This is a genomic window from Proluteimonas luteida (assembly GCF_021191695.1).
GTDB classification, from domain to species: Bacteria; Pseudomonadota; Gammaproteobacteria; order Xanthomonadales; family Xanthomonadaceae; genus Luteimonas; species Luteimonas luteida.
The window spans coordinates 84021-99083 of record NZ_JAIWPT010000002.1 but is presented as its reverse complement, the minus strand read 5'-3'; the positions used below and the strand labels follow the sequence as shown (position 1 = coordinate 99083).

Sequence of the window (15063 nt, the reverse complement as noted above, 5' to 3'; positions counted from 1 at the left end):
GATGGCGCGTCCAAGGCATGATCCGCAACGGCGCCGCGCACTGCGCACGCTGACCGCGTCGGTACTGGCGACACTGGTACTGCCGGCCTGCGCCGAAGACGACACCTGTTCGCGCTGGCCGGAATGGGAGGCTTTCGCCGGCCGGCATATCGAAGCGGATGGCCGGGTCGTCGATTTTTTCAACGAGGACCTGCGCAGCACGTCCGAGTCGCAGTCCTACGCGTTGTTCTTCGCCCTGGTGGACAACGACCAGCCGCTGTTCGAACGGATCCTTGCCTGGACCCGGCGGCACCTCAGCCGCGGACGGCCGGACCTGCATCTGCCAGCGTGGCTGTGGGGCAGGGCGGAAGATGGCAGCTGGCGGATACTCGACGAAAACACGGCCTCGGACGGCGAGCTTTGGATCGCCTACGCGCTGATCGAGGCCGGACGCCTGTGGCGCCGGCCCGGCTTCGTCGATGCCGGACGGCAGATCCTGGCGCTGATCCGCCGCCTGGCGGTCGTCGACCTGCCGGGCTTCGGCCTGATGCTGCTGCCGGGCGTGCAGGGATTCGTGCTGCCCGACCGCTGGGTGCTGAACCCGTCCTACTTGCCGCTTTTCGTGTTCAGGCGTTTCGCCGCGGTCGATCCGGGTGGGCCATGGCGCCAGCTCGCCGACAACAGCGTCGCGTTGATCGCCGGCAGTGCGCCGGCCGGGTTCGCGCCGGACTGGGTCGCGTGGAATGGCCAGAGCTTCGTCACCGAGCCCACCAAGGGGGCCACCGGCAGCTACGATGCCATCCGCGTCTACCTGTGGGCGGGCATGACCAGTCCACGCGACCCGCTGCACAAGCGGCTGCTCGCGGCCATCCCCGGCCCTGCACGGCTGATCGCCGCGCAGGGCGCATTCGCCGAGAAGATCGATACCCGGCAGGGCGTTGCCAGCGGCCCGGCCCCGGCGGGTTTTGCCGCTGCGCTGGTGCCGTATCTGGTCGCGTCGGGCGAGCCGGCCCTGGCCAGGCGCCAGGCAGCGTTGATCCCGACCGGACCGGCGGCCGATGCGCTGCACTACTACGACCGCTGCCTGGTGCTGGCCGGCAAGGGCTGGATGGATCGTCGCTACCGCTTTTCCGAAGACGGGCGCCTGCAGCCCGCCTGGAGTCCGAAATGTTCCGAAAATCGCTGAGACCGATCTGCCTTGCCGGTCTGTCGGTGCTTGCCGCGCCGGCGCTGGCGCAGTCCACGAGCGCCACCCAGCAGCTGATCAACCAAGGCAACTACTGGCACGACCAGGGGCGCGACGATCTGGCGATCGAAACCTGGAACAAGCTGCTGGCGGTGGACCCGCGGCAACCTGACGCCTTGCTGGGCATGGGCCTGATCGACCTCGCGCAGGGACGCCGCGCCCAGGCGCAGCGCAGGCTGCAGCAGCTGCAGGCGGCGCATCCCGACGCGCCGCAGACCGCGCGCCTGCGCATCGCGATGGGAGGCGGCGCGACCAACGACCTCAATGCCGCCAGGCGCGCCGCTTCGGCCGGTCGCTATGCCGAGGCGGTCGCCGCCTACGAGAAGGCATTCGGTTCCGGCGGCCCGCCCTCGAGCCTGGCCTTGGAGTATTACCAGGCGCTGGCCGGAACCCGTGATGGCTGGATGCGTGCCCGCGACGGCATCCGCGCGCTGGTGGACCGGGATCCGGCCGACACCGCGGCGGCGCTCGCCTTGGCCCAGGTGATGACCTACCGCGAATCGAGCCGCCGCGAGGGCATCGCCCGGTTGCGCGAGCTGAGCCGGCGCGCCGATACGGGCCGGCCGGCGACCGCCGCTTGGCGCCAGGCCCTCTTGTGGCTCGATGCCGCGCCGGCCGACGCACCGCTCTACCAGGCGTTCCTCGACCACAACGCCAATGACGCGGAAGTCGCTGCCAAGGCTGCGGAACTGCACAGCCAAGCCGCGCGCCGCGTCGTCCAGGACGCGCCGGAACAGCGCCTGCTGGGCGAAGGCTTCCGCGCGCTGGATGCTGGAAACCTGGCGCAGGCCGAGTCGCGTTTCGCGCAGGTGTTGCGCACGCGGCCCAACGATGCGGATGCGCGCGGCGGCCTCGGCACCGTGCGCCTGCGCCAGCAGCGTTTCGCCGAGGCCCGCGAGCTGCTGCGTCCGGCCGCGGCGGCGGATGCCAAATGGCGCCAGGCGGCCGACACCGCCCGCTACTGGCTGACGCTGCAGACCGCCCGCGACAATGTGGGCGACAACACGCTTGACGAAGTCCAGCAGGTGGTCGCACTGCTGCCGCGCGAGCCGGCCGGCTATGCCCTGCTGGCCGACCTGCAGGTGGCCAGCGACCCGGCTGCGGCCGAGCGCAACTACCGGCGCGCGCTCGAACTCGATGCCTCCAACGCGGCGGCGCTGCAGGGCCTCGCCGGACTATACGGACGCCAGGGCCGGGCCGACGAGGCCGCGGCGTTGATCGCGAGACTCACCCCCGAGCAGCAGGCGCAGGCCGGCGGCGCGGATGCGCTGCGCGCAATGGTCGCGCGTGCGCGTGCCCGGGAGGCGCTCGACGAGGGCAACACCGCCGTGGCCCGGATCGAGCTCGAGGACGCCATGCTCGCCCAGCCGCGCGACCCCTGGGTCCGTCTGGAACTGGCGCGGCTGTACAGCCGCGACGGACGCCCGGACCAGGCGCGCAGCATCATGGAGGGCCTGCTGGCGCTGGATGCCGAGTCGCCGCAGGCCCTGTTCGCCAACGCCCTGTATGCCCAGGAGCGCGGCGACTGGTCCGGTGCCTATGCCAGTCTGGAACGTATTCCCGCCGGTGCCCGCGATGCGGAAATGGCCGCGCTGCACGATGTCGCCTGGGTCCATCTGCAGGGCGAACAGGCGCGGACGCTGATGCAGCGCAACCGTGCAGGCGAAGCGCAGCTGCTGCTGGCACGGGCCGAGTCGGCGCTGGGCGACGGCCTGCAGCGCCCGGCCGTTGCCGCTGCACTGGCCGGCGCCTATGCCGACATCGGCAGCCAGCAGCGCGCACTGCTGCTGGGCCGGCGTCTGGTCGACGGCCCGTCGCCGACCCTGGACGACCGGCTCGAATTCGCTTCGGTGCTGCTGCGCGCAGGCCAGGACGCCGAACTTTCCGCGCTGCTGCGGCAGCTGCGCGACACGCCGATGCCGGCCGCCCAGGCCGATCGCTACGAGGGATTGCGGGCCGACTACAGCCTGCGCCAGGTCGACGCATTGCGCGAGCTGGGCAACCTAGAAGGCGCGTACGACGCGCTCGCACCGATTCTCGCCGCACGGCCGCAGGACCCCGGCAATGTTGCCGCGCTTGCGCGGCTCTACAGCGCGGCAGGCGATCACGCCCAGGCGCTTGCGCTGTACCAGCAGCAATTGCAGCTCGCGCCCGGCGATACCGATGCGCTGCTTGCGGCGGCAGGCAGCGCGGCGGCGATGCGCGACCTCGGCACCGCCGAGCAGTACCTCGAACACGCGCTGGCGCAGGCGCCGGAATCGCCCGAGGTGCTGGCCGCCGCCGGACGGGTCTATCGTGCCGCCGGCCGCAACCGCAAGGCCGAACGCTATTTCCGTGCCGCGCTGGCCGCCCAGGCCCGCGAGAGCGGCCAGTTCGAGGGCGGCTATCCGATCGCCAGTACCGCACTGGCAGGCGCGGGTGGGCGCCCCTTCAATCCCTTCTCCGGCCTGACCGGCCCGGGCGCGCGCGCAGGCGCGATCCGCGGCGACGGTCTGCAGATGCCGCCGGCTGCCGCCCAGCTGGCGGCGGCGCCGCTGCCGGCCCGCGTGCCGACCCGGGCGCCGTTGCCGTCGACCCATCCCGCCGGCGCAGCGGCGGCAGCGCCGGTTGCGTTGGTGGACGACGACGGCCTGCCTGCACCGGTGACGGCAGGCGCGGCTGTTCCCAGCTACCCGGTTCCCGGGCAACGCAGTGCCGCGGTGGCGGCGCCGCGCGCCGGCGTTGGACCGGACGTGGCATCGGCCCCGCTGCTGCCGCCATTGCCGGCGCCGGGAGGCAGCGGCAACCCGGTCCTCGATGAACTGCGCGAGTTGCGCGGCGAAACCAGCAGCAGCCTCGCCGCAGGCGCCGCCTACCGCGCGCGCGCGGGCGAGGGCGGACTCGGCGCGCTCGACGAACTCGCGGTCCCGCTCGAAGGCCGCTTCCAACTGGGCGAGGGCAAGCTGCGCGCCACGGTGACGCCGACCATCCTCGATGCCGGCACGCTCGGCGCGGACTATCCGTCGGCCAGCCGCTTCGGTGCCGGGCCACAGGCCGCGCTGGCCGATGCCCTCGCCGCGGACCGCAACGTCATCGACGACTACATCGGCAGCAGCCTGTTCCAGCTGCTGACGACCGAAGGCAACAACAACGCCTCGCGCAACCTGTTCTACCGCTACGCGGTCAGCACCGGCCTCTACAGCAGGCTCTATACCGAGTACGGCAACGACGCCGACACCCGCGAGGCGATCTACCGCCAGCCGCTGTTCGCCTACCTGCTCGACATCGAGGCGGCGAACACGACCATCGGCACGATCGCCACCGCCGTGCTCAACAACCCGGCGATGACCGAGGACATGTCGGCCGGCGACCTGGCGGCGCTCAAGGCGCTGTCGGACAGCAGCGTGGCGACGGCGCAGACTCCGACCGGGTTCTCGACCGCGCTGTACTCGCTGGCGGCGACCGGCGCCAGCTCGCGCCGGATCGACCAGAGCGCGACCGGTGCGGGCGTGTCGATCGGCTACGAGATCGGCGGCCTGCGCGCGGACATCGGCACCTCGCCGCTGGGATTCCGCGAAACCAGCATCGTCGGCGGCGTGGGCTACCGCGGCCAGGCCGGCGAACTGCTGACCTGGTCGGCCGAGGCCTCGCGCCGCCCGGTGACCGACAGCCTGCTGTCATTCTCGGGCACCGAGGACCCGCGCACGGGTATCGGCTGGGGTGGAGTGACCGCCACCGGCGGCAAGCTCTCGGCGACGCTCGACAACGGACTGATCGGCGGCTACGGCAACCTGGCCTGGTATCGGCTGGAGGGCGAGAACGTGGCCGACAACGAACACCAGGAACTGGGACTGGGCATGTACGTGCATGCGCTGGAGACCCAGAACCAGTCGCTGACCGCCGGTCTCAACCTCACCGCGCTGCGCTACGACACCAACCTGCGCGGCTTCACCTTCGGCCACGGCGGCTACTTCAGCCCACAGGAATACGTGGAAGTGGGCTTTCCGGTGCGCTGGAACGGCCGCACCGGCAACCGTCGCCTGACCTGGGGGGTCGACGCCAGCATCGGCGTCCAGCACTTCAAGGAGGACCCCACGCCCTACTTTCCGACCCGACCCGACCTGCAGCAGGCGGCCTACGACGCCGCCTCGCTGGCCGCGCTGCTGGGCCTGACCAGCGAGTACTTCGAACCGGTGTTCCCCGGCCAGACGAAGACCGGCGTGTCCTACAACCTGACCGGTGCGAGCGAATGGCAGCTGTCGCCACAACTGTTCCTCGGCGGCCGCCTCGAGTTCAACAACGCGCGCGACTATCGCCAGTTCAACACCAACCTGTACCTGCGCTTCCTGCTCGATTCCTTCGGCGGCACGCTGGGCCGGCAGCCGCAACCGCTGCGCACGCCCTACGCCGACGGCGAATGAGGTTGCCGACGCCAAGCAGGTCCCTCGTTACGCTCGTGACGACCGGCTGCGGACGGGCACCTTCCGCGGTACCGAACCGAACCGGGGTGGGGACGTCGGGCGGGTCCCGGCCCGCCACCACACGGATCGCAGCGGCAGGTCGGGGCCACGCCCCCGACGCCGCGACTCGCGAGCCCGGACGCCACACGCGTCGGCCGCGCGGGGCAGCCTGCGCATGGGGGAAGAACCGCGGAAACCCCTTGCCGCGTGCCGCGCGCAGTGGCGCACGCTAAACTGGCGGGCCCCGGTCTGCACTGGTGCTTCATGAGCCACTTCGAAGGCGACCTGCGTGCGCCCGACAATGCGCGCTTCGCGATCATCGCCAGCCGCTGGAACCCGCGCATCACCGACACCCTGGTCGCCGGTGCGCGCAAGGCGTTCAGCGACCACGGCGTCGCCGAGGACGCCGTCGACGTGATCCGGGTGCCGGGCGCATGGGAGATTCCGCTGGTCTGCGGCCATGTCGCACGCGCCGGCCGCCATGCCGCGATCCTCGCGCTGGGCTGCGTCGTGCGCGGCGACACGCGGCATTACGAGCAGGTCGCCGACGGCTGCAGCGATGCGCTGATGCGGGTGGCGCTGGACACCGGCGTGCCGGTGGCCAACGGCGTGCTCGCGGTCGAGGACTATGCCGACGCGGAGAAGCGCGCCGGCGGCAGCCACGGCAACAAGGGCGAGGAAGCGGCGATCGTCGCCATCGAAATGAGCAATCTGCTCGACAGAGTATTGGACGCACCGTTGGACGAACTGCCATGACCCAGCGCCACAACAAGCACGGCGTCGATCCCGTTCTGCGTTCGCGCGCCCGGCGCCGCGCGCTGCAGGCCGTCTACGCGATGCAGCTCTCGGGCGCGGACGTCGCCGGCATCATCGCCCAGTTCGCGCACGAGCAGGCCAAGGAGCAGGCGGACCTGGCGTACTTCGAGGACCTGGTGCGCGGTGTCGGCGGGCGTTACCGGGAACTCGACGCCGCGCTGCAGCCGTTTCTCGACCGCGCCATCGACGAGGTCGATCCGATCGAGCGCGCGATGCTGCGGATCGCCACCTATGAACTGCAGCACCGCATCGACGTGCCCTATCGCGTGGTCATCGACGAGGCGCTGAAGACGGTCAAGCGCTTCGGCTCCGAACACGGCCACACCTACGTCAACGGCGTGCTGGACCAGGCCGCCGCGGCGTGGCGCGCGCCCGAGGTCGGGGCCCCGCGCTCGCGCTGAGCGGCCGACGATGACGGCCGGCACCGGCGAGTTCGACCTGATCGCGCGGATCCGCGCGCGGGTCGCGGCGCGCGACGACGTGGTGCTCGGCATCGGCGACGACGCCGCCATCGTGCAGTTGCCGCCCGGCCGCCAGCTGGTGGTCGCGATGGATACGCTCAACGCCGGTGTGCATTTTCCCGACGGCAGTGCGCCGGCCGGCATCGGCTGGAAGTCGCTGGCGGTGAACCTGTCCGACCTCGCCGCGATGGCGGCGACGCCTGCGTGGTGCACGCTGTCGCTGTCGTTGCCGGCTTCCGATCCGGCCTGGGTCGACGGTTTCCTCGACGGCTTCCTCGCGCTCGCCGCCGAGCACGGCGTGGCCCTGGTCGGTGGCGACACCACGCGCGGGCCGCTGTCGGTCTGCGTCGCCGTGCACGGCCTGGTCGCGCCCGGCCGCGCGCTGCGCCGCGACGGCGCCGTGGCCGGCGACGACATCTGGGTCAGCGGCACGCTCGGCGATGCCGCGGCCGCGTTGATGCAGTGGTCCGCGGGCGATGCCGCACCGGACCCGTGGCTGCGCGCGCGCCTCGACCGGCCGACCCCGCGGGTCGCGCTGGGCGAATCGCTGGCCGCAATCGCGCACGCCGCGATCGACGTCTCCGACGGCCTGCTGGCCGATCTCGGCCATGTCTGCCAGGCCGGCGGCGTCGGTGCCGAAATCGATGTCGATGCGCTGCCGGCGTCGCCGGCGCTGCGGTCACTGCATGCCGGCGATGCGCGCCGTCGCCTGCAGGCGACCGGCGGCGACGACTACGAACTGTGCTTCGCCGCGCCGATGCAGGCCCGCGCCGCGGTGGCGCGGGCGGCCGCGGGCAGCGGCTGCGCGGTGACCCGTGTCGGCCGCATCGTGGCCGGGCAGGGCGTCGACGCGCGCGACGCGACGGGAATGCCTTGGCGGGCGGACAGGTCGGGCTTCGACCACTTCGGCGCGCGCTGAGCCGCATCGGCGCCGGCGCCGGCGCCGCGCCCGGGCGCTCAGCGCGGCGGCGCTGCCGCCGGACGCGCCTTCACCTCGTCGGGCAGCAGGCTCAGCACCTCGTCGATGATGCCCGGCAGCGCCGCCTCGCTGTAGCCGCGATGGGTGAAGGCCACGCGGCCCTCGCGGTCGAGCATGAACATGTGCGGCAGCGACTCCACGCCGTACTGCGCGGCCAGCGTGCCGCGTGCATCGTGGACCCAGGTCAGGTCGATGTCGCGGTTCCTGCGGACCAGGTTGACGAAATCGCGGCGCGGCTCCTTGAAGTTCACCGCGACCACCTCGAGCGCGTCGCGGCCGACCACCTGCTGGAAGTGGCCGAGCACCGGCAGTTCCTGGCGGCACGGCGGGCACCACAAGGCCCAGAAGGTGACGATCACGACCTTGCCGTGCAGCGCGTCGAGGTCGACCGGGTTGCCTGCGTTGTCCTTGCCGATCGTGTTCGGCGGCATGCTGCCGACCGCCGGCGGCGCTTTCGATCCCGCGGCCGCCTGCACCCACCCGCTGCCCGCGGCCAGCACGATGGCCAGCAGCAGTGAAGTCATCCGCATCCCTGTTCTCCCCGGGATCCCCGCGATCCCTGTTGCCATGGGCCCGGAGACTACCGGGCACTTCCCCGTGGCGATCGTCGCACGCCGCCCGCCGCAATGGGAGTGAGCGCGCGTCGCGCATCCCGCGGTCGTGGCGCGTGCGCGCGGGTGGTCGTCACTGTGATGGGCATCGCGCAATCGACGACGGCATCCACGGGTTTCCGGGCCGCCGGCCGCTGCATTGATCCAGATCAACGCAGCCACGCGGCCCGGCGCGTCCAATACGTCGCATTCTTCCTGCGGGTTTCCATCGTCATGCGCACCGACCAGTTCCAGAACATCCTCGCCGACCTCAACGGCTCCACCGCGGACATCGAGGCGTCGGCGCTGATCTCGGTCGACGGCCTGATGATGTCCTCGGCGATGCCGCAGGGCATGGACGAGGACCGCGTCGGCGCGATGTCCGCCGCGCTGCTGGCGCTGGGCGAGCGCACCGCGCGCGAACTGGCGCGCGGCAAGCTCGAACGCGTGCTGGTGCAGGGCGAGGACGGCTACGTGATCATGTCCGCGGCCGGTCCGGAGGCGGTGCTGACCGTGCTCGCGCGCGGCAACGCCCGGCTCGGCCTGGTGTTCCTCGACATCAAGCGCGCGGCCGCCGCGCTCGCGAAGATCATCTGAGGGGGCGGCGATGCGACTTCCCGACATGGAAATGCCCACGGCGCCGCACCGGTCCATGCGCATGCGCTACCACGACGGCAGCGAACGCCTGGTCTACTGGACCGAACGCGAAGTGCCGTATCCCGACGGGCGCCTGATCGTCTCGCGGACCGACCTCGATGGCGTGCTGACCCATGCCAATGCCGCATTCGTCGAGATCAGCGGTTATCCGCGCGAGATGCTGATCGGCGCGCCGCACAGCATCCTGCGCCACCCCGACATGCCGCGCGAGGCATTCCGGCAGTTGTGGGAGACCGTGCAGGCCGGCGGCAAATGGCACGGCTACGTCAAGAACCTGCGCCGTGACGGCGCGTACTACTGGGTCTACGCGACCGCGCTGCCGAATATCCGCGACGGCCGCGTGGTCGGCTACACCTCGGTCCGGCGCAAACCGTCGCGCGCGCGCATCGAGGCGGTGCTGCCGCTGTACCGGCAATGGCTGGACGCCGAAGCCGCGGGCAGGCCGGCGCTGCCGGAGGCTGCCGCATGACCTTCAATTTCATGGTCGCGCCGGATTTCCCGCCCGGTGCGTTCCCCGGCTGGTACATGCTCAACACCCTGCTGCAGCGCCGCTCGGGCATCGGCCTGCACCTGCAGATGCCGGCCGATACCCGCGAGCAGGCCGAGCTGGTGGCCGGCGACGCGCCCGACCTGATCTACGCCAATCCCTTCGATGCCACCGCGCTGGTGCGCGGTCAGGGCTACCGCGCGTTCGCGCGCCCGGTCGGCCGCTCCGACGAGATGGTCATCGCCACCCGCGCGGATTCGCCGCTACGCGTGGTCGAGGACCTCCGGCCCGGCGCCCGCATCGCCGCGACCGACAACCGCGACGTGCGCCTGATCGGCCTGCGCCTGCTCGAGCCGGCCGACCTGGCCGATGCCGACCTGCAGTGGCTGCATGCCGACAGCTGGCCGGCGCTCGCGCGCCAGCTGCTGGCCGGCGACGCCGACGCCGGGTTCTTCCTCGCCGACGCCTACCACGCGCTGTCGCGGCTGACCCGCGAACGCCTGCACGTGCTGGTCGAGAGCCGGCTGTGCGACATCAGCCACGTGCTGCTGGCGCATCCGCGCATCGGCGACGACCTGCCGGCGCTGCGCGACGCGCTGCTGGGCGTGGGCCGCGCTTCGGCCAATCCGGCCGGCGATGCCGCGGTGCTCGAGGCGCTTGGCCTGCCGCAGGGCTTCGAGGCGATGGACGACGAGGACGTCGAGTTCATGATCGACCTCATGGACACCCTGCTGGACTGATCGATGCGAACGCCCGCCGACCACGACCAGCGCGCTGCCGACGCCGACGTCCGCGCGACGCTGCGCAGCCATACCCGCGAGGTCGCCAGGCGCCCGAAGGATGCCGGCGCGCACCTGGCGCGGCTGCACGCGGCGCTGCGCCTGCCCGGCGAGGAGCCGGTGCAGGGCGTGCTGGCCGACCTCTTCGTCGGCCTGTCGCGCGACGAGCCGACGGTCTGCGACAGCGCGCTGCAGATGGTCGGCGCGCGGCTCAATCCCTACGTGCTGCAGGCGTTCGCGCGCGCGGTGCGCGGGCCGCGGGTGTTCCGGATCACCCCGCTGGCCACGCGCTGGAGCGTGCTGGCGCAGCCGTCGGCCGAAGTGCCGACGCGCCGGCGCCGCGGCAATTCCGACGATTCGCGGCGACTGGCGCGCGAGGTGTTCGAGGCGCTGTACGAAGGCGAGCCGACGGAGGCCGCGCGGATCGAGCAGCGCTTCCTCGACCATTGCATCTCCTGCCACGACAAGCTCGCCTTCATGCTGGCGATGCGCGACCTGCGCCGCGCCGACATCGTCGTCGACGAGCGCTGGGAGCGGGTATCGGCCTGGCTCGCCCAGCACGACAGCTTCGGCGACGCGCAGCCAGACGCGACGCCGGGGCAGGGATTCCTTCTGATGGACATGCCGCGATGACCGAGACCGATGTCTGGCTGACGCTGACCCCGCTGGGCACGCTGCACGCGTTCGCCGATGCCGAGCCCGATGCGACCCAGCTGGCGTTGCAGAAACTGCTGTCGGCGCGCAACGCGCTGCGCCAGGACGAGTGGGCCGAGGGCATCCGCCACCACCAGGAGATCCTGGCCGAGGCGCGCAGCCGCGACTGGATCGGCGTGCTGCGCCGGCCGGTGCCGGGCCCGGACGTGCGCCTCGACGATTTCGCCCAGCACGTGATCGCGCCGCTGTCGGGCGAGCGCCGCGCGGTGCTGGCGTCCGATGGCGGATTCTGCCTGGGCTATTCCGGCGTCGACCTCGACGAGGCCGAGACGCTGAGCGTCGCCGCCGCGGACTTCGCCGCCTACGCGCGCCGCCAGAGCCAGCGCGGCTGGACCGGCGCGCAGCGCTACGTGTCGTTCTTCTCCGACATGCACCTGCTGGTGCCGGACTGGTCGTTCGTGCCGTTCTGGGTCGACGGCGCCGGCTACTGGCTGATCGCCGGCGGCGAGCCGCTGCTCAACAACCTGGCGATGGTGGAACTGGTCTGGAGCATCCGCCTGGCCGGCAAGCGCTTCCGGCCCGATACCGACCCCGCGTAACCACCTGCGGTCGGCCTGTCCGCGTCCGGCCGGTGCCACAGAGCGGAGCTCTTTTCCGACTCCCGGGGTTCCCCGGTCGCAGGTCGGGGCAACGTCCCCGACGCCAGGACGGAAGAAGTCTTCGGAGCCATGTGTCGTAGGTCGGGGCAACGCCCCCGACGCCGGGACGCCTCGCACCTCTCGACCCCGGACACCGCGCACGTCGGCCGCGTGGGGCCGACCTACGCAAGGCGCGCGTCTTTCCCGGACTCGGGCGAAGAACCTAAAGCCGACGCTCAGATGTCGTCGGCGCGGAACGCGTCGCGGATCCAGCGCAGTGTCGCGCCGTCGGCCGGGCCGCTGCTCTCGACCACGTCGAAGCGGCAGGGGCGATCGCGCAGCGTGCGGTCGGCCTGCAGGAACTGCTGCGCCGCCAGCACCAGCCGCCGGCGCTTGCCGGCATCGACCGACGCCGCGCCGCCGCCGAACGCGGCGCTGCGCCGGTGCCGCACCTCGACGAACACCACGCAGTCGCCGTCGCGCATCACCAGGTCGATCTCGCCGCCGCGGCAGGCGACGTTGGCCGCGAGCAGCCGCAGACCCGCCGCCTGCAGGTGCGCGCAGGCCCGCCGTTCCGCCGCTGCGCCGTCGCGGCGGCGCGTGTTCAACCGCCGGCGTCCGTCTGCGGCACGACGTGGCCGCCGCGCCAGGTCGCCCAGGCCGGCGTGCGCAGCACCGTGCCGTCGGGGCCAATGCGCAGCATGCCGGTGGCGCCGCCGATGGCCGAATCGGGCTGCCGCGCCAGGTGCTCCAGGTAGCCGCTGAGCAGCCACGCGTCGTTGCCGAAGGCGAACAGCTTCGCCGCCTGGCCGCGCGCGGTCGGCAGTTCCGCCGCCACGCTGGCCAGCGGCGGCAGCGAACGCGCGCTGGCGCCGGTGGCCCAGCTTTCGGTCGGGAACACGATGCCGTCGAGGATCTGGTCCTCTTCCGCCTTGCCGGTGCCCAGGGTCAGCTGCGAGGTGCCGATGCGCAGGCGGCTGCCGAGGCCGGCGACCGACAGCTGCGGCGCGATCACGCGCGCCTGGTTGCCGCGCAGCGCGAGGAACACCGCATCGACGCCGGACTCGGCGAGCACCGCCGCGCGCAGCGCCTCGGTCTGGTCGACCGGCGAATCCCCGACGATGGCGACGATGCCGACCACACCGCCGCCTTCCTGGGTCAGCCGCGCGCGCAGCGCGTCCACGCTGCGGCGCGCGTTGTCGTCGCCGTTGCTGAGCACCAGCACGTTGCGGGCGTTGCGGGCGAGCAGGTACTGCGCGGCGGCGTCGCCCTCGTCCTCCGGTGCCAGCGAGAACGCCGCGGCATTGTCGGGCGCGGCCACGTTGCCGCGGTTCAGCGCCAGCAGCGGCACGCCGCCGGCGGACTGGAACAGGGTCGTGACCTCGTCGCGCCCGAGCGGACCGACCACCTGGTCGGCGCCCTCCGACACCGCGCGCGCATAGGCCGCGGCCGCGCCGGCCGCGGTGCCGGCGGTGTCGTAGAACGCCAGCTCCGGGCGGGTCCGGCGCTCGCCGTAGTAGCCGGCCAGCAGGCCGTCGCGGACCGGGGCGGCTGCGGTGGCCAGCGATCCGGTCATCGGCAGCAGCACCGCCAGCTTGCGCGGCGGCCGGTAGCCGTCGCTCGCGGCCGGCGGCCGGCTGTCGTCGAATGCCCAGCGGGCGGGATCGACGGTGGCCTCGGACGGGGTCTCGACGTCGGCCGGGCGGGTGGTCTGCACCGTCGCGCAGCCGGCGGCGAACACCGCCAGCGCCAGGCCCAGCGCGAGGCGCGCGGCCGGAAGGCGGGCGGTCGGATGACGCGACGTCGAAGCTGCCATGTTGCGGTTCCGCTGCAGGATAATGGCCGCATTCTAACGTTCCCCCCGCGTGGAGACGATGTCGGCACATCCCGCAACACCGGCCGCGTCCGGCATCCTGCACGTCGTGGCGACGCCGATCGGCAACCTCGGCGACCTGTCGCCGCGTGCCCGGGACACGCTGCGCGCGGTCGCCGCGATCTGCGCCGAGGACACCCGGCACACCCGCCAGCTGCTCGGCCATTTCGGCATCGAGCGGCCGCTGGTGGCGCTGCACGAGCACAACGAGGACGCGCTGGCCGAGCGCCTGGTCGCGCGTCTGCTGGACGGCGAATCGCTGGCGCTGGTCAGCGACGCCGGCACCCCGCTGGTCAGCGACCCCGGATTCCGGCTGGTGCGCGCGGCGCGCGCGGCGGGCATCCGGGTTTCGCCGGTGCCGGGGCCCAGCGCGCTGGTCGCCGCGCTCAGCGTGGCCGGCCTGCCCAGCGACCGCTTCGTGTTCGAGGGCTTCCTGCCGGCGAAGGCCGGCGCGCGCCGCGAACGCCTGCAGGCGCTGGCCGCCGAGCCGCGCACGCTGCTGTTCTACGAGTCCTCGCACCGCATCGACGCGATGCTGGCCGACGCCGCGCAGGCGTTCGGCCCCGACCGCCCGGCGGTGCTGGCGCGCGAGCTGACCAAGCTGTTCGAGACCGTGCTCGACGGCAGCCTCGGCGACCTGCATGCGCGGGTGCTGGCCGATCCCAACCAGCGCAAGGGCGAGTTCGTGGTGCTGGTGCAGGGCGCGGGCGAGGACAGCGACGCGCGCACCGTCGAAGGCCGGCGGGTCTACGCCGCACTGGTCGCGCATCTGCCGCCGTCGACCGCCGCCCGGGTCGCCGCGGAACTGACCGGTGCCTCGCGCAAGGACCTGTACGGCTCGGGCGGGTCCAGCCCGGGAACCGGGGACGCCTGAGCCGGTCCAAGCGGTCCTGGATCCATCGTCGGGGGAGTGTGCATGCGCGGCGTGCTCGTAGGCGTTGTTCGATGAGACGCCCGGGATCTGCGCCGCTCCGGCGCGGGCGTGCGAGAATGCACGTGGCGGAGTCGGCCAGACAGTCGCGTCATCACGGGGACCCCGGTTCCTGTCGATGCCGAGGAAAGTCCGGGCTCCACAGGGCACGGTGCCAGGTAACGCCTGGGCGGCGCGAGCCGACGGAAAGTGCAACAGAAAGATACCGCCGATGGCCGGGCGTCCTTCGGGGCGGCCGGATCAGGCAAGGGTGAAATGGTGCGGTAAGAGCGCACCGCGAGCCTGGCAACAGGCCGGCACGGCAAACCCCACCGGGAGCAAGACCAAATAGGGACCTCATGACGTTGCCCGCGTCGGGTCCGGGTAGGTTGCTCGAGCGTAGCGGTGACGCTGCGCCTAGAGGAATGACTGTCCACGACAGAACCCGGCTTACCGGCCGGCTCCGCCACCCTGCTTCTTTAGACAATTCCGGAATCGGAACCGTTCGGGCGACATGATCGTCATTGGAGCCGGTCCCGCTCGGCACCGTCGCCC

General features: G+C 72.3%; 14 protein-coding genes and 1 other RNA gene. 12 read left to right on the top strand and 3 right to left on the bottom strand.

The features are described 5' to 3' along the window. Window position 1 precedes the first annotated feature (1 nt). The 5 genes from bcsZ to thiL all read left to right on the top strand — a co-directional run bounded on the left by bcsZ (window position 2) and on the right by thiL (window position 7860). Window positions 2–1165 (top strand): cellulose synthase complex periplasmic endoglucanase BcsZ, encoded by a 1164-nt coding sequence (gene bcsZ / locus LDO26_RS02430; RefSeq protein WP_232129481.1) that lies wholly within the window; start codon window positions 2–4, stop codon window positions 1163–1165. Next, window positions 1147–5625, top strand: coding sequence for a cellulose biosynthesis protein BcsC (locus LDO26_RS02425; RefSeq protein WP_232129480.1), 4479 nt, complete (start codon window positions 1147–1149; stop codon window positions 5623–5625). Before bcsZ ends, LDO26_RS02425 begins: the two co-directional genes overlap by 19 nt. 303 nt (window positions 5626–5928) lie before the next feature. Beyond that, complete coding sequence (ribH, locus tag LDO26_RS02420; RefSeq protein WP_232129479.1) at window positions 5929–6420, top strand: 6,7-dimethyl-8-ribityllumazine synthase; 492 nt, start codon at window positions 5929–5931, stop codon at window positions 6418–6420. Beyond that, window positions 6417–6881, top strand: a complete 465-nt coding sequence (nusB, locus tag LDO26_RS02415) for a transcription antitermination factor NusB (protein ID WP_232129478.1) — start codon at window positions 6417–6419, stop codon at window positions 6879–6881. The genes ribH and nusB overlap by 4 nt, the downstream gene beginning before the upstream one ends. A 10-nt stretch (window positions 6882–6891) precedes the next feature. Beyond that, the gene (gene thiL, locus LDO26_RS02410; RefSeq protein ID WP_232129477.1) at window positions 6892–7860 is read left to right on the top strand and encodes a thiamine-phosphate kinase; all 969 of its coding nucleotides are present in this window, start codon (window positions 6892–6894) and stop codon (window positions 7858–7860) included. A gap of 38 nt (window positions 7861–7898) precedes the next feature. Here thiL and LDO26_RS02405 read toward each other — a convergent pair whose 3' ends face one another. Beyond that, window positions 7899–8444 carry a TlpA disulfide reductase family protein gene (locus tag LDO26_RS02405; protein WP_232129476.1) on the bottom strand — a complete coding sequence of 182 codons (546 nt, stop codon included), beginning with the start codon at window positions 8442–8444 and terminating at the stop codon, window positions 7899–7901. Between the two features lie 300 nt (window positions 8445–8744). Here LDO26_RS02405 and LDO26_RS02400 point away from each other — a divergent pair, with 300 nt between their 5' ends. From LDO26_RS02400 to LDO26_RS02380, 5 genes are read left to right on the top strand one after another with little or no spacing between them, the layout of a single operon-like run. Then, complete coding sequence (locus LDO26_RS02400; RefSeq protein WP_232129475.1) at window positions 8745–9107, top strand: roadblock/LC7 domain-containing protein; 363 nt, start codon at window positions 8745–8747, stop codon at window positions 9105–9107. Between the two features lie 10 nt (window positions 9108–9117). Then, window positions 9118–9636 (top strand): PAS domain-containing protein, encoded by a 519-nt coding sequence (locus LDO26_RS02395; protein WP_232129474.1) that lies wholly within the window; start codon window positions 9118–9120, stop codon window positions 9634–9636. Continuing rightward, entirely contained in the window at window positions 9633–10394 is a 762-nt protein-coding gene (locus tag LDO26_RS02390; RefSeq protein WP_232129473.1) for a phosphate/phosphite/phosphonate ABC transporter substrate-binding protein, read from the top strand. Before LDO26_RS02395 ends, LDO26_RS02390 begins: the two co-directional genes overlap by 4 nt. Window positions 10395–10397: 3 nt before the next feature. Continuing rightward, window positions 10398–11066: a hypothetical protein gene (locus tag LDO26_RS02385; protein WP_232129472.1), complete on the top strand. Its 669-nt coding sequence runs from the start codon at window positions 10398–10400 to the stop codon at window positions 11064–11066. After that, on the top strand, window positions 11063–11686 hold the full coding sequence (locus LDO26_RS02380; protein ID WP_232129471.1) for a hypothetical protein: 624 nt from the start codon (window positions 11063–11065) through the stop codon (window positions 11684–11686). Before LDO26_RS02385 ends, LDO26_RS02380 begins: the two co-directional genes overlap by 4 nt. 275 nt (window positions 11687–11961) lie before the next feature. Here the strand turns inward: LDO26_RS02380 and LDO26_RS02375 are convergent, their stop codons facing one another. Continuing rightward, complete coding sequence (locus tag LDO26_RS02375; protein ID WP_232129470.1) at window positions 11962–12333, bottom strand: YraN family protein; 372 nt, start codon at window positions 12331–12333, stop codon at window positions 11962–11964. Continuing rightward, complete coding sequence (locus tag LDO26_RS02370; RefSeq protein WP_232129469.1) at window positions 12330–13541, bottom strand: penicillin-binding protein activator; 1212 nt, start codon at window positions 13539–13541, stop codon at window positions 12330–12332. Before LDO26_RS02370 ends, LDO26_RS02375 begins: the two co-directional genes overlap by 4 nt. Before the next feature lie 58 nt (window positions 13542–13599). On the opposite strand from LDO26_RS02370, the gene rsmI reads away from it, so the two are divergent. Both rsmI and rnpB read left to right on the top strand, forming a co-directional pair. Next, window positions 13600–14472: a 16S rRNA (cytidine(1402)-2'-O)-methyltransferase gene (gene rsmI, locus LDO26_RS02365; RefSeq protein WP_232129468.1), complete on the top strand. Its 873-nt coding sequence runs from the start codon at window positions 13600–13602 to the stop codon at window positions 14470–14472. Between the two features lie 127 nt (window positions 14473–14599). After that, an RNA gene (gene rnpB / locus LDO26_RS02360) (RNase P RNA component class A) lies at window positions 14600–14977 on the top strand. The last annotated feature ends 86 nt before the right edge of the window (window positions 14978–15063 follow it).